This window comes from Streptomyces sp. NBC_01237 (genome assembly GCF_035917275.1).
Taxonomy (GTDB): Bacteria; Actinomycetota; Actinomycetes; order Streptomycetales; family Streptomycetaceae; genus Streptomyces.
On the sequence record NZ_CP108508.1, the window covers coordinates 881384 to 900188 of the forward strand.

An 18805-nucleotide genomic window follows, 5' to 3' on the forward strand; every position below is an offset into this window, starting at 1 on the left:
GTAGCCGCCCTTCCCGTTCACCAGGAGACCCCTGTGCTCAGCACCATGCAGCGTCATCCCCTGACCGTGACCACCCTGCTGCGTCACGGCGCCACCGTGCACGGCCGCAGCGAGGCGGTCACCTGGACGGGCGGGGCGGCCCGGCGCGCCACCTACGCGGAAGTCGCTCTCAGGGCGACCAGGCTGGCGGCCGCACTGCGCGGCCTCGGCGTCACCGGCGACCAGCGGGTGGCCACCCTGATGTGGAACAACCAGGAACACCTGGAGGCGTATCTCGCCATCCCCTCCATGGGCGCCGTGCTCCACACGCTCAATCTGCGGCTGCCCGCCGATCAGTTGCGGCACATCGCCCGTCATGCCGAGGACCGCGTCGTCCTGGCGGACGCGAGCCTGGTTCCGCTGATCGCCCCACTGCTGCCCGGACTGCCCGCTGTCGGGCACCTCGTCGTCGTGGGCGAGGGACCGCTGCCGCACCTCCCCGGAGTACGGGTCCACCGCTACGAGGAACTGCTCGCCTGCGCACCGAGGGACTTCGACTGGCCGGAGATCGACGAGGACGCGGCTGCCGCGATGTGCTACACCTCCGGAACCACCGGCGATCCCAAGGGAGTTGTCTACTCCCACCGTTCGATCTATCTGCACTCCATGCAGGTGTGCATGCCGGAAGCCCTCTGCCTGGACGACACGAAGCGCGCCCTCGCCGTCGTGCCGATGTTCCACGCCATGGCCTGGGGAATGCCGTACGCCGCCTTCATGGCCGGCGCCTCCCTCCTCCTGCCCGGCCCCCATCTCCAGGCCGAACCGCTGGCCGGGTTCATCGCCGCCGAGAAGCCGCACACGGCCGCCGCCGTGCCCACCGTCTGGGCGGCGCTGCTGGCCCACCTCGACACGCACGGCGGCGACATGTCCTCGCTGCGCGAGGTCCTGGTCGGCGGTGCGGCCTGCCCGCCGTCGCTGATGACCGGCTTCGAGGAGCGGCACGGCGTACGGGTCGTCGCCGCCTGGGGCATGACCGAGACCTCACCGCTCGGTACGGTCGCCAGGGCGCCGCATCATGTCCGCTCCCCGGAAGGGGCCATGCTCTACCGCTCCACGGCCGGCCGGCCCCCGGCGGGGGTCGAACTCCGGCTCACCCGTGAGGACGGCACGGTTCTGGCGAACGACGGTGCGACGGTGGGAGAGGTCGAGGTCCGGGGCCCGTGGGTGACCGGCTCGTACCACCTCGTCGGGGCGCCGTCCGACAAGTTCAACGGTGGCTGGCTGCGTACCGGCGACCTCGGCACCCTCACCTCCGACGGCTATCTGCGCCTGACGGACCGGGCGAAGGACGTCATCAAGTCGGGCGGTGAGTGGATCTCGTCGGTCGAGCTGGAGAACCATCTGATGGCCCACCCCGCGGTCCGGGAGGCGGCGGTGATCGGCGTCCCGGACGACCGGTGGGACGAGCGCCCGCTCGCCGTGGTGGTCTGGGCCGGGGAGGCGGGCGACTACACCGGGCTGCGTGCCCACCTCGGTGACCGGGTCGCCCGCTGGCAGCTCCCGGAGCGCTGGTCGGCCCTGCCGGAGATCCCCAGGACCAGCGTCGGCAAGTTCGACAAGAAGGAACTGCGCCGCCGGTACGCACAGGACGAGCTTCCCGTCGAGCGGCTGTCGCCGTCGGCGGTGGTGTAGCCGGGCCTCGCGCACGGCCGGGGTCCGCAGCCCGCGACGGGGTGTTCCGTCAGACGCGCTCGGCGGTCCTCCACCGCCGCAGCGCGTGCCTGCCGCAGCGGCGCCACTCCTTCGGCGGCACACGGACCCGATGGCCGCCGTTGGTGACCAGCGCGTTCACCGACGTCATGGGGTCCGCCGCCATCGTCCTGGCCAGCAGGACTCCGACCACGAGCGGGAGCAGCGTCACGGCCAGGGCGGTTCCGGCGGTGGTGACGTGCTGGATGCGCGGGTGCCGCGGCGCTTCGGAGTCGTTGTTCATGCCGTCATCCCACCAGTTGGCGGCCCACGGCGAATCGGAGAAGATACTCAGCCGCCGGTTGTCACCTACTCAGAACTCGAACGGGGCAGTAAGCCGGCTGCCCCTCGCGGCCGCTACGGCACTGTCACGTGCTGAACGATGGTGTCCTCGCAGGGCCCCTCGGCGAAGACCTTGAGCGCTTCGTGCTCGTCGGTGTCGGCGTCGAGCCGCCACCGCAGCTTGGTCGCCACCCATTCGGCGATGTAGCGGCAGTGCTCCGCCGGCACCGGCGGCAGCCAGTCGGCCGGGTCGCGGTCGCCGCGCTGCTTGGCGGTACGGGCCGTGATCGCGGTCAACGAGGTGCTCGCGCCCTGGTCGTTGGCGTACGCCTCACGCCGGGCCGCGGTCCACTTCGACGCCCCCGATCCCCATGCCTCGGCGAGCTGCACGGTGTGGACGACTTGCAGGGCACCGGGCTCGGTGGTCTCCTGACCGTCGTAGTTCGACCGCCATCTGCCGCCCGACAGCACGCATCCGGCGCCGGTCCTCGGCTCCTCGATCGCCTCCTCCAGCAGCACCTCGCCCCGGGTGTCGCAGCCGTCCTCGGGGTCCTGGCCCGCGTTCCAGTGAGGGAACGCACCGGGTGTGAAGCCGCCGCTGTGTTCCGGGACGACGGGGACCTTGCCCACGGCGTCCGCCAGCGTGGTGACCCCGGCGGCACGGGCGGGCGAGGGCGGGCCGAAGGCGGGGAGGGCGAGAGCCAGGACGCCGACGAGGGTGAGGGCGCCGGCACCGCGGCACCAGTTCGTGATCATGTCCCTCTGGATAGCGGGTGCCGGACCGTGGGCGGGTCCCGAAACCGCTGACTCACCCGCGCGGGGGCGGAAGTTCACCGCGGAGGGTCATGCGCCCGCGCCCGGCGTGTACGGCAGGGGCAGTACGGACAACGGCCTGCACGTGCACGACGACGTGACGCCCCCCGTCACGAAGGATTGCGGTACTCCCCCGGTCCCGGATCCGCCCCGCCTCGTCGCGGGCTCCGGCCCGGAGGGCGCAGCACCACCGTCCCGTCGCACGATCCAGTCTGGAGCGCCTCCTTCGTGGCTACCTTCCTCTACCGGCTAGGCCGTCTGTCCTTCCGGAAACGGCGACTCGTCGTCCTGATCTGGGTGGCGCTGCTCGCCGCCGGGCGGCTCCGCGCTCACGCCGGAAGCCGTCCCTCCTCTCGCCCGTCGCGATCCGTTCGCTCATCAGCCGCTATCTCGCCCGTCCCGAGCCGGAGCTCTCGGCGCCGGAGGACCTGGCCGTACTGACCGCACGCGAACGCGAAGTCATGGCGCAGGCGGCCGAGGGGCTTTCGAACACCGAGATCGCCGGGCCGATGCACCTGAGCCCGCTGACCGTACGCACCCATGTCCACCGGGCCATGTCCAAGCTGCACTCCCGGGACCGGGCCCAGTTGGTGGTCATCGCCTACCGGACGGGTCTCGTCCGCGTGACACCGCCCCGGCCGCCCGCCGCCCGGTGACGGCAGCGGGTCTCCCGACAGGTCAGCCGGTTCTCCGGTGCGGACGGCGGGTGTCCCGATGGGCGTCGACTGCCGCGTGGACGTTGAGGGCCGCCGGGAATGATGCGACGATCCCGGGGAACCGCCGGGCAAGGGAAGGACCGACTTCATGGATGAGGACCGCCACCTCTCGGCCGCAGCGGCGTTCGACTCGCTGGGGGCCGACTACGAACGGGCCTTCGCCCACTCGGCCGCCCACCACGCCTCGCTCCACCGGCTGCTGGAGGACCTCGCGCCCGGCAGCCGGGTCCTGGACGTGGGCTGCGGTACGGGGCGGCCGACCGCACAGACCCTCGCGGACGCGGGCCATGAGGTGCTCGGTGTCGATGTGTCGCCCGTCATGACGGAGATCGCGGCCCGGCAGGTGCCCGGCGCGGCCTTCCGGTGCGCCGACATCCGTACGCTGCCGCTGCCCGGGACGGACGCGGAGGAAGAGGGCTTCGATGCCGTCTGCGCGTACTTCTCACTGCTCCAGATGTCCCGCGAGGACCAGTCCCGGCTGCTGAGCAAGCTCGGCCGGTCGCTGAGGCCGGGAGGTCGGCTGGTCGTGGCGACGGTGCCGCTGGACGTGGAGGATGCCGGCGTCGTCTTCATGGGCCGGCCCGTGCGGGTGACCAGTTTCGGCGCGGAGGAGTTCACCGCGCTGGTGGTGCGGGCCGGGTTCGCGGTCCAGTGGCAGCAGGACAGCCTCTTCACCCCCGCCCACCCGGCGGGCGAGCCCGAGCCGCAGCTGTTCCTGCACTGCCGTCGCCTCTGACATACCGGCACCGGCCGGTCACGGCCCCTGCCCGGCCCCCCGAGGCGGGGCGGGGCGGGTTCACGTCGGCCGGTCGTGGCCGACCGGCTTCCCGGCCGACTGGCCGGGCGGGGCGGGTTCGCCGCGGCGTACGGCGCCCGGCGCCCGTACTGCCGGATGGTTGGCGTGGCGGGAGGAGTGCAGCTGCCACGGCACACTGATCACCATCACGCCCGGCGTGAAGAGCAGACGGCTCTTCAGCCACAGCGCCGACTGGTTGTGCAGCGCGTTCTCCCACCAGTGGCCGACGACGTACTCGGGGATGAACACCGCCACGACATCGCGCGGACCGGCGCGCCGGATCGAGCGGACGTACAGCACGACCGGCCTGGTGATCTCGCGGTACGGGGAACTGATGACCTTCAACGGCACCTGGATGTCGTACTCCTGCCACTTGTGCTGGAGGTCCGCCAGTGCCTCGGGGTCGACCGCGACGGTCAGGGCCTCCAGCTGGTACGGCCGGAAGGCTCGGGCGTAGGCCAGGGCACGCAGGGTCGGCTTGTGCGGCGTGGAGACCAGCACGATCGCGAACACTCTTGATGGAGGGGCGAGTTCGCTGTGCGGGTCGGTGACTTCCAGCTCGGCGGCGACACTGTCGTAGTGGCGGCGGACGGCCCGCATCAGCAGCCACAGCACCCCGGCGGCCAGCACGGCGAGCCAGGCGCCCTGGGTGAACTTGGTGGCCAGCACGATGACCAGGACCAGCCCCGTGACGACCGCTCCGGTGGCGTTGATGGTGCGGGCCAGGTGGTGCCGGCGTCGTACGACGAGGTCGGTCTCGGTGCGCAGTTCACGGTTCCAGTGCCGGACCATGCCGGACTGGGAGAGCGTGAAGGAGGTGAACACGCCGAGGATGTAGAGGTGGATCAGGCTCGTCACATTCGCCTTGAAGCCCCACAGCAGCAGTCCGGCGACCACGGCCAGCGCCAGGATGCCGTTGGAGAAGGCCAGCCGGTCACCCCGGTTGTGCAACTGGTGCGGCAGGTAACGGTGCTGGGCGAGGATCGAGGTGAGCAGCGGAAAGCCGTTGTACGCGGTGTTCGCGGCCAGGATCAGGACCAGGGCGGTGGCCGCCTGGATGAAGTAGAAACCGACGCTGTCGCCGCCGAAGACGGCGGCGGCGACCTGGGCGATGACGGTGCGCTGGGTGTGGCCCTCGCAGTCGCCGCCGAGGCCCGTCAGCCGGCAGGCGTTGTCGGTGATGTGCACCTTGGCGATCAGCGCGAGTGTGGTGACGCCGACGAACATGGTGATCGCGATGAGGCCCATCGCGGCCAGGGTGGTCGCGGCGTTCTTCGACTTGGGGCGGCGGAACGCGGGCACGCCGTTGGAGATCGCCTCCACACCCGTCAGGGCCGTACAGCCGCTGGAGAACGCCCGCAGGACCAGCATCACCAGGGCCAGCCCCATGAGGTCGGATTCCCCGGCCTCCGGCCTGATGCCGTACGCCGCGCTCTCCGACACCGGTGCGTCGCCGAGCACATAGCGGAGCAGGCCGGTGGCGACCATGATCAGCACGCCGCCGATGAACAGATACGTGGGAGCGGCGAACATGTGGCCCGACTCGCGCACACCGCGCAGGTTCATCGCGGTCAGCAGCGCGACGAAGACCAGCGCCATCGGCACCCGGTAGTCGACCAGCGCGGGCAGCGCCGAGATGATGTTGTCCACCCCGGACGCCACGGACACGGCCACGGTCATGACGTAGTCGACCATCAGCGAGGCGGCGACCACCAGTCCGGCCGACGGTCCCAGGTTCGTCGAGGCCACCTCGTACGAACCGCCACCGCTCGGGTAGGCGTGCACGACCTGACGGTAGGAGAGCACCACCACCGTCATCAGCGCCACGACGGAGGCCGCGATCCATGGGGTGAAGTGGAGGTACGCCAGGCCCCCGAGCGTGAGCACGAGCAGGATCTCCTGGGTGGCGTAGGCCACCGAGGACAGCGGGTCGGAGGCGAAGATCGGCAGGGCCAGCCGCTTGGTGAGCAGCGTCTCGCCCAGTTCCTCGCTGCGCATGGCCCGGCCGATCACCAGGCGCTTGAGGAGTTCCGGCACGTTGAACACAGGGCGAGCGTAAGTCGCCGCGCGTGGGGACCCCGGAAGCGGTGGAGCATTCGGCGTAGTGCGCACACTCCCGGCAGCGCGTGTCTGCGCACCGATGGGGGCCCGCCGTATCAGACCTCCGTCAAGACGGGCGGCCACCGCGTCAAAGTCACGTCAGACCGTGCCGGATCGAGGGGTGGCGTTCCTAATGTCGCCTCATGCATCGACGCATCACACCGGGCCGTACCCGGACGCCCGCCGGAGATCCCGCGACACCCGGCGCGGTCCACGACAGTTACTGGCCGGGGGAATTCCGGGCGGCGTGCGGTTGCGCGGTGCTGTTGCTCGGGCTGCTGGTCACCGTCGACGCGGGCGACGGCACACTGACGGCACCCCGCGCGGTTCTGTGGTCCGGGCTGGCGCTGCTGCTGTTCGTGATCCTGCTGCCCCCACGGGTGGCCGCGGGCGAGAACTGGCTGGAGTCGCGCGGGCCACTGCGCAGACAGCGGGTACGGACCGACCGGCTGGTCTCGGCGCGATGGTCCGGCGAGGTGGTGCGACGGCTCGTCATCTGCGACGAGGACGGGGGCCGGGCCGAGCTGGATCCGCGGGTGCTGGCCTCGAATCCCGCGCTGTGGCATCAGGTGGACGCGGCGGCCCGTGTCTCGCAGGCGCGCGGGCGGCTGCGGTACGGGGAGTCGGCGCTGCTGGAGTTGTCACGGCAGATCGACGGGGCGACCGCCCTGACGATCTTCAAGATCTCGCGTTTCGACGAGTAGGGGTCGTTCCGCCGTCCCCCCGGCTGTTCCGCCGCCCCCGGCTGTTCCGTCGTCCCCGGTGGTCGGCGGGCGGCTCGCCCGGTGGGTCGTCCTGTCGTCCCCACGGGTCCGGTGCCGCTCGCCGAGGAGGGCGGCCCGCTCCGGACGGTGGGCCGCGCGGCGTCCCGTGATCAGCCGTTGGTCACGAGGTGGCCTGGGCCGGGAGGTCGGGCCGCGTGGGTGGGCGCCCGTCCGCGATCCGGAGGGTGAGCACCATGGTCAGGCCGCCGCCGGGGGTGTCCTCGGCGTCGAGTGTGCCGCCCATGGCCTCCACGAAGCCGCGGGCGACGGCGAGACCGAGGCCGACCCCGGCGCCGCGCGGAGCGTCGCCGTACCGCTGGAAGGGCTCGAAGATCCGTTCCTTGCCCTCGTCCGGAACCCCGCGGCCCCGGTCCACGACGCGCAGTTCGACCCGGGTGCCGAGCGCGCTGGCCGACACCAGGACCGCTTCTCCGCCGGGGCTGTACTTGACGGCGTTCTCCACGACGTTGGCCGCTGCCCGTTCCAGCAGGCCGCGATCGACGGCGACCATCGGCAGCGACTCAGGGATGTCCAGTTCGACACTGTCGTCCGGCACCCCGGCCAGTGCCATCGGGATGACTTCGTCGAGATCCGTCTCGCGGATCAGCGGGGTGACGGTGCCGGTCTGGAGGCGGGACATGTCCAGGAGGTTGCCGATCAGATGGTCGAGGCGGTCGGCACCGGCTTCGATGCCCTCGAGGAGTTCGGCCTCGTCCTCCTCCGACCAGGCGACGTCGTCGGAGCGCAGCGAGCTGACGGCGGCCTTGATGGCGGCCAGCGGGGTGCGCAGATCGTGGCTGACGGCGGCGAGGAGCGCGGTGCGTATGCGGTTGCTCTCGGCGAGGGTGCGGGCTGCCTCGGCCGCGCTGACCAGGCGCCGGCGGTCCAGGACGACGACGGCCTGCGCGGCGAACGCGGCCAGTACCCTGCGGTCCTCGGCAGGCAGGACGCGGCCGGACAGGGCGAGCGCCATGTGGTCGCCGACCGGTACGTCCACGTCGGCGTCCTCGGGCTGTTCGACCCGGTGGGCGTTTCCCACGCTGCCCGCACAGGTCCACGGTTCGACGTCGCTGCCCCGCTCCAGCAGCACCGCGGAATCCATGGCGAAGGTCTCCCGGACCCGTTCCAGCAACGCCTCCAGACTGGTCTCGCCGCGCAGGACGCTGCCCGCGAGGAAGGAGAGGATCTCCGACTCGGCACGCAGCCGGGCCGCCTGATGGGTGCGGCGGGCCGCCAGATCCACCACGGAGGCGACCGCCACCGCGACCGCGAAGAAGATCACGATCGCGACGATGTTCTTCGGGTCGGAGACGGTCAGCGTATGGATGGGCGGAGTGAAGTAGTAGTTCAGCAGCAGTGAGCCCACCGCCGCGGAGGCGAGCGCGGGCCGCACACCACCGAGGAGCGCCGCGGCCACCGTGAGCGACAGGAACAGCAGCACGTCGTTGGCGAGTCCCGGGCCCGGCTGAAAGCTTGTGAGCAGGGTGGTCAGCAGGGCGGGTCCTGCGACGCCGACGAGCCAGCCCCAGATGATGCGGGCACGGCCCAGCCGGGCACCACGGGCGATGGGCAGACCACGCCCCTTGGCGACTTCCTCGTGCGTGACGATATGGACATCGAGGTCGGGGCCGGAGTCACGCGCGACGGTCGACCCGACACCGGGACCATAGATGTACTGCCACGTCTTGCGCCGGCTGGAACCCAGAACGATCTGCGTGGCATTCACCCCCCGCGCGAACTCCAGAAGAGCCGCGGGTATGTCATCACCGATCACATGATGAAACGTCCCCCCGAGATCCTCCACCAACGTCCGCTGGACCGTCAGCTCCTTCGGCGACGCCGCCGTCAGACCATCACTCCGCGCGATATACACCGCGAGAATCTCACTGCCCGACCCCTTCGCCGCCATCCGCGACGCACGACGGATCAGCGTCCGCCCCTCCGGACCCCCCGTCAGCCCCACCACGATCCGCTCACGCGCCTGCCACGTCGAACGGATGTTGTGCTCACCCCGGTACTGCTGCAGATACTCATCCACCCGGTCCGCGACCCACAACAACGCCAGCTCACGCAGAGCCGTCAGATTCCCCGGACGGAAATAATTCGACAACGCCGCGTCCAGCTTGTCCGGCTGATAAATATTCCCGTGCGCCATCCGCCGCCGCAACGCCTGCGGCGACATGTCCACCAGCTCGATCTGATCCGCCCGCCGCACCACCTCGTCCGGCACCGTCTCCCGCTGCCGCACCCCCGTGATCGACTCCACCACATCACCCAGCGACTCCAGATGCTGGATATTCACCGTCGATATCACATCGACACCCGCCCGCAGCAGCTCCTCCACGTCCTGCCACCGCTTCGCATGACGCGAACCCGGCACATTCGTATGCGCCAGCTCATCCACCAACGCCACCGCCGGAGCCCGCTCCAGCACCGCATCGACATCCATCTCGGTAAAAACCGCCGAACGGTACTCGATCTCACTGCGCCGCACCTGCTCCAGACCGTGCAGCATCACCTCCGTACGCGGCCGCCCATGATGCTCCACGAACGCCACCACACAGTCCGTACCCCGCTCCACCCGACGATGAGCCTCCGACAACATCGCGTACGTCTTACCGACACCGGGTGCCGCACCCAGATAGATCCGAAGCTTGCCGCGCGCCATGGTTCTCGGTTCTCTTCCGGTCGGGACAGTGTGGGTGGAGGCATCACTTCTCGAAGCGGTATCCCATGCCGGGCTCGGTGATGAGATGCCGGGGGTGCGCCGGGTTCGCTTCGAGTTTGCGCCGTAACTGGGCCATGTAGACGCGGAGGTAATTGGTCTGGGTCCGGTAGGACGGCCCCCAGACCTCCTGGAGCAGCTGAACCTGGCTGACGAGCCGGCCGGGGTTGCGGATCAGTACGTCCAGCAGATGCCATTCCGTCGGGGTGAGCCGGACGTCGTGGCCGCCCCGGTGCACCTTCTTCGCGGCGAGGTCGACGGTGAACTCGTCGGTGGTGACGATCACCTCCTCCTCGGCCGTCGTGACGGTCACCGCGCGACGGATCGCGGCCCTCAGCCTGGCGAGAAGTTCGTCGATGGCGAAGGGCTTGGTGACATAGTCGTCGGCCCCCGCGTCCAGCGCCTCGATCTTCTCGTCGGAGGCCTGGCGGGCGGAGACCACGAGCACCGGCACCCGGATCCAGCGGCGAAGGTTCCTCAGAACGTCGAGTCCGTCCATGTCGGGCAGACCGAGGTCCAGCAGGATCGCGTCCGGGTGGTGGGCGGCGGCCAGCCGGAGCGCCGTGGCCCCGTCGGGCGCCGTGTCCACCTCGTACCTGCGCGCCTTCAGGTTGATCTCCAGGGCCCGGACCAGCTGTGGCTCGTCCTCCACCACGAGCACCCGGGTCATCGGCGTGCCGCCTTCCTGTCATCGAGGTGCTGAGCCAGCCCCGGCGCGACGGCCTGCCCTCGCACGTTCCTGAGCGGAGGAGGGGCTGAACGGACTCCCTGAGGAAACCCCCTCACCCGGCGGACCCGCCCCGCGTTGACGCCTCCCTGACGTACACCGGCGCTCCTTTGACGCCTCTCTTACGCCCCGGCCGTCCGACACCTCTCCGGCACCCGGGCCGTCGGCGCACACCGCCGGAGCCGGTACCGAGGTGCCGTCCGCGTAGGTCGTGAGTATGAGATCGGGCAACGGGACCTACGACTGATGCCCCGGCCACCAGCATCTTTTAGCGTCTTCCTTGTGAAACCCGATCAACTCGACCCCCCTCGGACGGCGGACATGGTGCGCGATACACCCAGCGGTACGAAGAGTGGTGGGCGCGGCATCCCGGCACCGGCGTTCGCCGCCCTGCGCGACGACCTCTGCCGTCACGCGTTCGCCGTCCGCCCCCTCCCCCCGCTGAACGAGTCACCCGCTCTGAGCCGGGCCCGCGCGCTGCTGCCGTCCGGGCTGGAGCACTCCGCCCGGTGGGCCCCGCACCTCGCGGTCTGCGCGCTCGCCCTGGTGGCCGTACTGGTGTCGCTGCGGTTCGTGAGCCCGGCGGCGGGAATACCGGGCCTCCTCCTGATCGGCGGGCCCGTCATGCTGACCCTGCTGATGCCGGTGACGGCCTGGTTGCTGACGCTGCTCGCGCTCGTAGTGGGTTCGTTCGACCTGGCGGGCCTCGGCGGCTCGGGTTTCCTCCTCATCCACGTCACCTGCCCGCTGGTGCTCATGGTCGCCACGATGCGGCTGCGTCCCGGGGGTGCCGCCTGGATGTGGCTGATCACCGGTGCCGTCGTTCTCGGGGGTGAGGGGAGCCTGGCCGTCCCCGCCCCCGTATCCCTCCTCGTCCTCGCTCTCGCCGCGGTCGTCACCGTGCTGCTGAGCGGCTGGCTGCGCGCGGGACGACGCGCCGCCGAGCAGACCTCGGCCGCCCAGGACGAGCGCGACCGGCGGGCCGGGCTGGAGGAACGCACCGCCATCGCCCGTGAACTCCACGATGTCGTGGCGCACCACATGTCGGTCGTCGCGATTCAGGCGGAGGCCGCGCAGTACCGTGTGAAGAACCCCCCGCCCGAGCTGACGGAAACCTTCGCCACCCTGCGCGAGAACGCCGTCCTCGCACTCGCCGAGATGCGCCGGATCCTGGGCGTCATCAGGGCGGACTCGGAACCTGCGACCGGTACCGGGAGCAGGGCGCCCCAGCCCACCCTCGCCCGCCTCGACACGGTGATCGCCGGGGTGCGCACATCGGGGTCCGCGGTGACCAGGACCGTGACCGGGAAAGTGCGCGTACTGGCCCCGGGCGTCGAACTGTCCGCCTACCGGATCGTGCAGGAAGCACTCAGCAACGTCCTGCGGCACGCGCCCGGCGCATCGGTGGACGTCGAACTCTCCTACGTGACGACCGGCCTGGGCCTGCGGGTGGTCAACGGTCCCGCACACCGCCCGGCAAGCGCCTCGCCGGGCGCCGGACACGGCCTCGTGGGGATGCGCGAGCGCGTCTCCATGCTCGAAGGACGGCTCACCGCGCGGCCGACCGCCGAGGGCGGCTTCGAGGTCACCGCCTTCCTGCCCGACGTGTCGCGCACCGACGAGGAGGACATCAAGAATGTCTGAGCAGCCGCCGGTGAGAGTACTGATCGCGGACGATCAGGCGATGGTCCGTGAGGGGTTCGCCGTACTCCTGGCGTCCCAGCCCGGGATCGAGATCGCGGGCACCGCGGCGGACGGCCTCGAAGCCCTCGTCAAGGTGGCCGAGCTGCGCCCGGACGTCGTGCTCATGGACGTACGGATGCCGGAGATGGACGGTCTGGAGGCCACCGCGCAGATCGTCGCGAGCACCCCGGACACAAAGGTGCTCATCCTCACCACGTACGACCTGGACGAGTACGTGTACCAGGCGCTGTGCGCCGGGGCGAGCGGCTTCCTGCTCAAGGACGCCTCGGCACGGCAGCTGGCGGAAGGTGTGCGGATCGTCGCCGCGGGCGAATCCCTGCTGGCCCCGTCCGCCACCCGCCGGCTGATCACCGAGTTCACCCGCCTCGCCGGGACCGAGGCCGCGACCGGGAACGACAGCGGTCCCCACCACGGGCCGCGGCCACCGGCGAGAACCAGCCTTCCCGAGCTGACCGAACGGGAGACGGGCGTGCTGGCCCTGATCGCTCAGGGCCTGTCCAACACCGAGATCGGCAGCCATCTCTTCGTCACCGAGTCCACCGTCAAGACGCATGTCAGCAAGGTGCTCGTGAAGCTCGGGCTGCGTGACCGTACCCAGGCCGCCATCTACGCCTACGAGAACGGAGTGGTGGTCATCGGCGGCAGGGACTGATCCCGGCCCGCCCCCGATCCGCACCCCGCCCGCTCCCGTCCCCGCCTTCCTCTCCCTCTCCTCCCTCTCCGTACTCCACCACTCCCCTGTTTCCCCGTTTCCCGGAGCCCCAGGGCGCCGTCTCCCTACCCCGCCATGCCCATTTCACCCGACGCCGAAAGTCGCATCATGCCGAAGAAGACCCCCGCATCCCTGGCCGTGAACCGTTCCGCCCTGACCCACCGGATCGGCTACGCACTGCGCAACCCCGCGCGCATCGCTCCCTATGTGCGCCGCTCCGTGCGCGACACCTGGCTGAGCGCCAAGCACCCGAACCACGTCGACTACTACCGCGCGGTGATGGCGTCGGACACCAGCCGCAACCCCGAGGCGGCCGTCGGCAGCCAGACCCATGAGCGCTGGCTCGCGCTCGGCGCGATGCAGTTCGACTACCTGGCGGAGCACCATCTGAAGCCCGGCCACCGGATGCTCGACATCGGCTGCGGCAACCTGCGGGCCGGCTGGCGCTTCATCGACTACCTCGACGCCGGGAACTACTACGGGATCGACATCTCGCCGGACATCCTCATCTCCGCCAAGCGCACCGTCAGCACGTACCACCTGCAGGACAAGCTTCCGCATCTCACGATCACCCATGACCTGACCCTGGACTTCCTTCCGCAGGGCCATTTCGACGTGGTTCACGCGCACAGCGTGTTCTCGCACTCGCCGATCGAGGTCATCGGGGAGTGCCTGGCCCACGTCGGCCGCATCCTCGCGCCCGGGGGCTTCTTCGACTTCACCTTCGACCGCACCGACGGCGTCGAACACGCGGTGCTGCGGGAGGACTTCTACTACCGCACCGAGACCCTGATCGCCCTCGCCGCCGAACACGGACTCGTCGCCCGGTTCATGGAGGACTGGGAGGACCGGCCGCACGGCCAGTCGAAGATCCGCGTCCACGCCCCCGAGAACGGCTGACGGCTCCGCCACCGGTACGGGCACGGGTGGGAGCGGGGGCTGTCATCAGGACAGCGGGCTCCGAAACCCGCCTGACCGAGCGGCCCGGGTCACCTATCGTCGACGTGATTCCTGGCGCGGGCCTCGGCCCGCGCCAGGGCAAGGACCATGACGTGGAGGATGATTGTGCGCTACCGCGAGCTGGGACGCAGCGGTTTGTCCGTATCCGAGATCGGTTACGGCGCGTGGGGCATCGGTGAGTCCGGCTGGGTGGGTGCCACGGAGGACGAATCCGTACGCGCCCTGCACCGCGCCATCGACCTCGGGGTGAACTTCATCGACACCGCCCGTGGCTACGGCGAGAGCGAGCGGATCGTCGGCCGGGTCGTCCGCGAGCGGGCCGGTGACGGGGTACGCGTCGCGACGAAGGTGCCGCCGAAGAACGCCGTATGGCCCGCACCGGACGGCCTGGACCCGGCGGCCGCCTTCCCCGGCGAGCACATCCGCGAGAGCCTGGAGACCAGCCTGCGCGCCGCCGGCCTGGACCACTTCGACGTCCTGCAGTTCCATGTCTGGAACGACGAGTGGGTCGGCCGCGGGGACTGGCTGGAGACGATCACCGAACTGAAGAAGGAAGGAAAGATCGGACTGTTCGGCGTCTCCATCAACGACCACAGGCCCGACAGCGCACTCGAACTCGTACGCAGCGGCTCCGTGGACAGCCTGCAGATCATCTACAACATCTTCGACCAGTCCCCCGCCGACGAGCTGCTGCCGCTCTGCGCGGAACACGGTGTCGGTGTCATCGTGCGCGTGGCACTGGACGAGGGCGGTCTCACCGGCCGGATCACCGCCGGTACGACGTTCCCCGAGGGCGACTGGCGCAACCGCTACTTCCGCGGTGACCGCCCGGCACAGATCGAACAGCGGGTGTCCGCGATCGTCGCCGACCTCGGTATCGCCCCCGACGAGATCGCGGAGAACGCGCTGCGGTTCGTCCTGAGTTCACCGGCGGTCTCCACCGTCATCCCCGGAATGCGCACCCTGCGCAACGTCGAGCGCAACACGGCGGTGAGCGACGGACGCCCGCTGACCGTCGACCAGCTCGCGGTGCTGGCCAAGCACCGGTGGGAGCGCAACTTCTACAGCTGATCCGCCGGGCCGCCCGACGGCACCACCGTCGGGCGATCGGCCCCCGCCCGTGTTCGGCGAGACCCCTTCCGCACCCGCGGAGGGGGTCTCTCTGTCGGGGCGCCGATGTGAGAGCCGCGGCCCGCGGTTTCCAGGCCGTTGAGTACCGTGTACCCCGAACACGTCACCGGGATCATCGTTCCACCGTACGGAGAATTCGCCTGGATGCCGCGCTCTCCCTTGCTTTCCCGAGATCAGGAAAGCGCCTTACGCGTCATTTTCCCATGAACCACTCTTACCCGGGGGTTGGCAATCCAAGCGCAGTCGATCGGCACATCACAACCCCGCCGACCCTCCGTAGAAGTCAAGAGCAATCGCCTCGACAGCGCCCTCGCGGCCGTATCCCTCTACGCGGCGATCAAAATCATCGGCCTCATCGGCTTGATCACCTGGTCCGCCTTCCATCAGAAGAGCGCCCATGAGCTGTTGGGCCGGCGCTGGGACTCGCTCTGGTACACGCGCGTCGCCGAGAGCGGCTACTCGTTCACGGTCCAGGCCCCCGACGGGCGGAATCTCTCCAGCATGGCCTTCTTCCCGCTCCTCCCCTGGCTGGAGGATGCGGGATCCCGCATCGGCCCCTGGAACGCGTCCGACACCGGGCTGGCCATCAGCGCGGTGTCCTCGCTGGCCGCCGCGCTGGGACTTTTCCACCTGGGACGCCACGTCCACAGTGCACGCGCCGGAGTCATCCTGGCCTGTCTGTGGGGCGCCCTGCCGGTCGGCATCGTGCAGTCCATGGCCTACAGCGAATCACTCTTCGTCGCGCTGGCGGTCTGGGCGCTGCTCTCCCTGCTGCGCGATCAGTGGATGACGGCAGGCGTTCTCTCGCTCCTCGCCGGGCTCACGCGGCCTGTCGGGATCGCGATCAGTGCGGCCATCGTCGTCACCGCGGCGGTCGTGCTCGCGACCAGGCGGTCCGAGCTCAGCAGAAGGAAGCACATCAGCGTCATCGCGGGCGCTCTCGTCTCCCCGCTCGGCGCGGCCGGCTACATTGTGTGGGTCGGACAGCAGAGAGGGAAATTTCTCGGCTATCTCGACGTGCAGGCGGAGTGGGGAAACGGATTCGACGGCGGAATCGCCTTCGCGAAATTCCTGGCCGCTTCCCTGGGGAATTCCGGAATTCTTTCCGCAGGTATCCTTCTGGCCCTTGTCCTGCTCTGTGTGTGGCCGCACCGGATCGCCTGGAAGCAACGGCAGCCGATCGCGCTCGTGGTCTACTCCGCCATCATCACGATCATGGCGGTCGGCGCATCGGGATACTTCGGGTCGAAGCCCCGTCTGCTGATCCCCGCCTTTCCCCTTCTGCTGGTGGCGGCGATCGGGATGGCCCGTGCGCGCCCCGCCTGGACCGTGGTGGTGCTCCCGGCGATGACCGTCGTGAGTTCGGTGTACGGAGCGTTCTGGCTGAACGGCTCCGGCCCTCCGTGACATAGCGCGCCCACGGCCCCCGCCGCCAGTGACACATATCAGCGAAAGCCATGAGAGATCCCAACGGATCGCGGGCCCGACGGCACTTAGCGTTCGAGGGAGCGGGCACACCCGGTGACCGCACACCGCACGTACGAACGCCAAGGAGACATCATGTCGAGCCCGGCCCCGACTCCGCACCGGCTCAGCAGGAGGCACGTGGTGAGCACGGGCGCGGCCCTCGCCGCGGGTATCGCCTCCGGCCTCGCCGTGACCGCGGCACCCGCCGCCGCGGCGGCGTCCGGAGGGGCACCGGGTGCCGTCCGGCCCACCGGCACCGAACCGCCCGTGCGGCTCGTCCTGCCCCGCCCGACCGGCCGTCACCCCATCGGCACCGTGGCCCTGCACCTCAGCGACCGTAGCCGCCGCGATCCATGGGTGACCACCCAGCCGGTGCGGGAGCTGATGGTCCAGTTCTGGTACCCCGCCCGCGAAGCCGCCGTCCGGAGCAGGCCGGGCCACCCCAGGGCTCCATGGATGACCGCGGAGGCCGCCAAGGTCTTCCAGAAGACGGGGGTCCTGCCCGCCGGATACGTCACGCTGCCGGTCACCCACGGACGTACCGGCGCCCCGGCCGACACCCGAGCGGGCCGGCGCCCGGTGATCCTCTTCTCGCACGGACACGGTCAGCACCGCGCGTCCAGCATGACCCTGGTCGAGGACCTCGTCAGTCATGGATACGTCGTCGTCACGATCGACCACACCTACGACGCCGGGCAGGTCGAGTTCCCCGGCGGCCGGGTCGCCCCCTACGCGATGCCGCCCTTCGGCGAGGAGGACGACGACCCGGTCATCCTGAAAGCGGTCGACGTACGGGTCGCCGACACCCGGTTCGTCGTGGAGGAGCTGTCCCGGATCGTACGGTTGCGGCGCTCCGGCGCCGGACCGCTCCCGCGCGGCCTCGCCGACCTCCTCGACCTCTCCGCGCTCGCGATGTTCGGCCACTCGCTCGGCGGCGCGACCGCGGCCTCGGCGATCGCGTCGGGGGTGCCGCTCCGCGCGGGCGTGGACCTCGACGGCACCCTCTTCGGCCCCGTGGTGACATCGGGGCTGCGCAGGCCGTTCCTCCTGATGAGCGAGGACGCGGACACCAACCCGAGCTGGGTGGAGGTCTGGCCCCATCTGCGGGGCTGGCGTCGCCGGCTCCGTATGACCGGGACGCGGCACTTCTCGTACACGGACTACGAGAGCTTCCTGCCCCAGGCGGCCGCGCGCCTCGGGGCGACCGACGAGCAGGTAGCCGAGTTCATCGGCCCGCTCGACAGCGCGCGGTCGATCGACATCCAGCGGCGCTTCCTGCGGGCCTTCTTCGACCTCCATCTGCGCGACCGGCCGGCCCGCGTCCTCGAAGGTCCGTCCGCCCGCTATCCGGAGGTGCGCTTCGTCGGCTGACGGGGGACGGGCCGCCGCGCGCTCACCCGGGCGAAGCCGCCGCGGTGAGCGCGCGGGGGCTTCGCGATACGCCGGCCGCCGCCCCGGGCGCGGAGTCAGACCTGGCCGAGATCCGAACTGACCCAATGCTGGGGCCGCATCCGGATCACCACCTGCTCACCGTGGTTCTCCGAGGCGAAATCGACATAGCCGGCGACCTTGTCCGCCGCGAGGTAGCGCGCCGAGACCTCTTCCAGGTCACCGCGCGTCGCGGGACGGGTCTCGACGACGGGGCCCTCGACGGACACATAGCGGATCGTGGGCTCCACCCGGTCCACCAGGATCGTGAACCGGCCTGCGGCACCGATGAGTTCGGCCTTGCGTGAGGTGCGGCCCGTCAGGATCCTGAGGTCGCCGCCCGGGGTGTACTGGTACCAGATGGGCACGCTGAGCGGCGCCCGGTCCCCGTCCCCGGCCGCCACCGCCAACGCGGCGATGTGAGGCTCGGCAAGGAACTGTTCACGCTCTTCGCGGGTGAGTGCCACGGCAGACTCCATTCGTACGTGGACCGGGCCACCCAGTGTGCCCCCGGCCGCCCGTCGTCGCCCCGACCGTCCCGCCCCTGGCGGTGGCGTGTCGTCGGTGCGGCCCCCGCAGGTCCGGGTCCGGATCAAGGGGCGCCGGCACAACGGCACCGCGCACCTGGTCCCGGACGACGACGCGCGCCCGGCTGAAGCAGCTGCCGCGCTTCAACAGTGCGGCGGTCCGCGCCTTCGGTACCGACCTGCTGACCGTAGGGGTGGACCTCACCGACTGACCCCGCGCGGCCG

General features: G+C 70.4%; 15 protein-coding genes and 2 pseudogenes. 11 read left to right on the plus strand and 6 right to left on the minus strand.

The features are described from left to right. Positions 1-33: 33 nt before the first annotated feature. The gene (locus OG251_RS03995) at positions 34-1671 is read left to right on the plus strand and encodes a fatty acid--CoA ligase (RefSeq protein ID WP_326675685.1); all 1638 of its coding nucleotides are present in this window, start codon (positions 34-36) and stop codon (positions 1669-1671) included. A gap of 49 nt (positions 1672-1720) precedes the next feature. Here OG251_RS03995 and OG251_RS04000 read toward each other — a convergent pair whose 3' ends face one another. Together OG251_RS04000 and OG251_RS04005 are read right to left on the minus strand one after the other, a co-directional pair. After that, positions 1721-1972 (minus strand): hypothetical protein, encoded by a 252-nt coding sequence (locus OG251_RS04000; protein ID WP_326675686.1) that lies wholly within the window; start codon positions 1970-1972, stop codon positions 1721-1723. A 113-nt stretch (positions 1973-2085) separates the two neighbouring features. Beyond that, positions 2086-2766, minus strand: a complete 681-nt coding sequence (locus tag OG251_RS04005; RefSeq protein ID WP_326675687.1) for an HNH endonuclease — start codon at positions 2764-2766, stop codon at positions 2086-2088. Positions 2767-3167: 401 nt separating this feature from the next. Between OG251_RS04005 and OG251_RS04010 the strand changes: the two are divergent. Together OG251_RS04010 and OG251_RS04015 are read left to right on the plus strand one after the other, a co-directional pair. After that, positions 3168-3479 (plus strand): annotated as a pseudogene (locus tag OG251_RS04010) (response regulator transcription factor); the annotation flags it as partial. A gap of 148 nt (positions 3480-3627) precedes the next feature. Continuing rightward, a complete protein-coding gene (locus OG251_RS04015; RefSeq protein ID WP_326675689.1) occupies positions 3628-4275 on the plus strand; it encodes a class I SAM-dependent methyltransferase in 648 nt (215 codons plus the stop codon). Between the two features lie 60 nt (positions 4276-4335). Here the strand turns inward: OG251_RS04015 and OG251_RS04020 are convergent, their stop codons facing one another. Continuing rightward, on the minus strand, positions 4336-6333 hold the full coding sequence (locus OG251_RS04020) for an APC family permease (protein WP_326681145.1): 1998 nt from the start codon (positions 6331-6333) through the stop codon (positions 4336-4338). Between the two features lie 245 nt (positions 6334-6578). Between OG251_RS04020 and OG251_RS04025 the strand changes: the two genes are divergently transcribed. Then, the gene (locus OG251_RS04025; RefSeq protein WP_326675691.1) at positions 6579-7139 is read left to right on the plus strand and encodes a hypothetical protein; all 561 of its coding nucleotides are present in this window, start codon (positions 6579-6581) and stop codon (positions 7137-7139) included. A gap of 181 nt (positions 7140-7320) precedes the next feature. On the opposite strand, the gene OG251_RS04030 is transcribed toward OG251_RS04025, so the two are convergent. Beyond that, entirely contained in the window at positions 7321-9867 is a 2547-nt protein-coding gene (locus OG251_RS04030; RefSeq protein WP_326675693.1) for a DUF4118 domain-containing protein, read from the minus strand. A gap of 43 nt (positions 9868-9910) precedes the next feature. Next, on the minus strand, positions 9911-10594 hold the full coding sequence (locus tag OG251_RS04035) for a response regulator (RefSeq protein ID WP_326675694.1): 684 nt from the start codon (positions 10592-10594) through the stop codon (positions 9911-9913). Positions 10595-10972: 378 nt separating this feature from the next. Between OG251_RS04035 and OG251_RS04040 the strand changes: the two genes are divergently transcribed. The 6 genes from OG251_RS04040 (at position 10973) to OG251_RS04065 (ending at position 17996) form a co-directional block, all read left to right on the plus strand. Then, complete coding sequence (locus OG251_RS04040; RefSeq protein WP_326675695.1) at positions 10973-12295, plus strand: sensor histidine kinase; 1323 nt, start codon at positions 10973-10975, stop codon at positions 12293-12295. Further along, a complete protein-coding gene (locus OG251_RS04045) occupies positions 12288-13007 on the plus strand; it encodes a response regulator transcription factor (protein WP_326675697.1) in 720 nt (239 codons plus the stop codon). The genes OG251_RS04040 and OG251_RS04045 overlap by 8 nt, the downstream gene beginning before the upstream one ends. 168 nt (positions 13008-13175) lie before the next feature. Further along, positions 13176-13967 carry a class I SAM-dependent methyltransferase gene (locus OG251_RS04050; protein WP_326675698.1) on the plus strand — a complete coding sequence of 264 codons (792 nt, stop codon included), beginning with the start codon at positions 13176-13178 and terminating at the stop codon, positions 13965-13967. Positions 13968-14132: 165 nt separating this feature from the next. Then, on the plus strand, positions 14133-15098 hold the full coding sequence (locus OG251_RS04055) for an aldo/keto reductase (protein ID WP_326681146.1): 966 nt from the start codon (positions 14133-14135) through the stop codon (positions 15096-15098). A gap of 285 nt (positions 15099-15383) precedes the next feature. Further along, positions 15384-16565 carry a hypothetical protein gene (locus tag OG251_RS04060; protein WP_326675700.1) on the plus strand — a complete coding sequence of 394 codons (1182 nt, stop codon included), beginning with the start codon at positions 15384-15386 and terminating at the stop codon, positions 16563-16565. Positions 16566-16718: 153 nt separating this feature from the next. Next, positions 16719-17996, plus strand: coding sequence for an alpha/beta hydrolase (locus OG251_RS04065; protein WP_326675702.1), 1278 nt, complete (start codon positions 16719-16721; stop codon positions 17994-17996). A gap of 95 nt (positions 17997-18091) precedes the next feature. On the opposite strand, the gene OG251_RS04070 is transcribed toward OG251_RS04065, so the two are convergent. Next, the gene (locus OG251_RS04070; RefSeq protein WP_326675703.1) at positions 18092-18520 is read right to left on the minus strand and encodes a pyridoxamine 5'-phosphate oxidase family protein; all 429 of its coding nucleotides are present in this window, start codon (positions 18518-18520) and stop codon (positions 18092-18094) included. Positions 18521-18626: 106 nt separating this feature from the next. On the opposite strand from OG251_RS04070, the pseudogene OG251_RS04075 reads away from it, so the two are divergent. Beyond that, positions 18627-18792, plus strand: a pseudogene (locus OG251_RS04075) (nitroreductase/quinone reductase family protein); the annotation flags it as partial. Between the last annotated feature and the right edge of the window lie 13 nt (positions 18793-18805).

Bases quoted from the DNA above. Each gene is read 5' to 3' on its own strand.
- OG251_RS04000 (WP_326675686.1), bottom strand. From the start codon at position 1,972: ATGAACAACGACTCCGAAGCGCCGCGGCACCCGCGCATCCAGCACGTC.
- OG251_RS04030 (WP_326675693.1), bottom strand. From the start codon at position 9,867: ATGGCGCGCGGCAAGCTTCGGATCTATCTGGGTGCGGCACCCGGTGTC.
- OG251_RS04015 (WP_326675689.1), top strand. From the start codon at position 3,628: ATGGATGAGGACCGCCACCTCTCGGCCGCAGCGGCGTTCGACTCGCTG.
- OG251_RS04035 (WP_326675694.1), bottom strand. From the start codon at position 10,594: ATGACCCGGGTGCTCGTGGTGGAGGACGAGCCACAGCTGGTCCGGGCC.
- OG251_RS04025 (WP_326675691.1), top strand. From the start codon at position 6,579: ATGCATCGACGCATCACACCGGGCCGTACCCGGACGCCCGCCGGAGAT.
- OG251_RS04040 (WP_326675695.1), top strand. From the start codon at position 10,973: ATGGTGCGCGATACACCCAGCGGTACGAAGAGTGGTGGGCGCGGCATC.
- OG251_RS04065 (WP_326675702.1), top strand. From the start codon at position 16,719: ATGTCGAGCCCGGCCCCGACTCCGCACCGGCTCAGCAGGAGGCACGTG.
- OG251_RS04005 (WP_326675687.1), bottom strand. From the start codon at position 2,766: ATGATCACGAACTGGTGCCGCGGTGCCGGCGCCCTCACCCTCGTCGGC.
- OG251_RS04045 (WP_326675697.1), top strand. From the start codon at position 12,288: ATGTCTGAGCAGCCGCCGGTGAGAGTACTGATCGCGGACGATCAGGCG.
- OG251_RS04050 (WP_326675698.1), top strand. From the start codon at position 13,176: ATGCCGAAGAAGACCCCCGCATCCCTGGCCGTGAACCGTTCCGCCCTG.
- OG251_RS04020 (WP_326681145.1), bottom strand. From the start codon at position 6,333: ATGCGCAGCGAGGAACTGGGCGAGACGCTGCTCACCAAGCGGCTGGCC.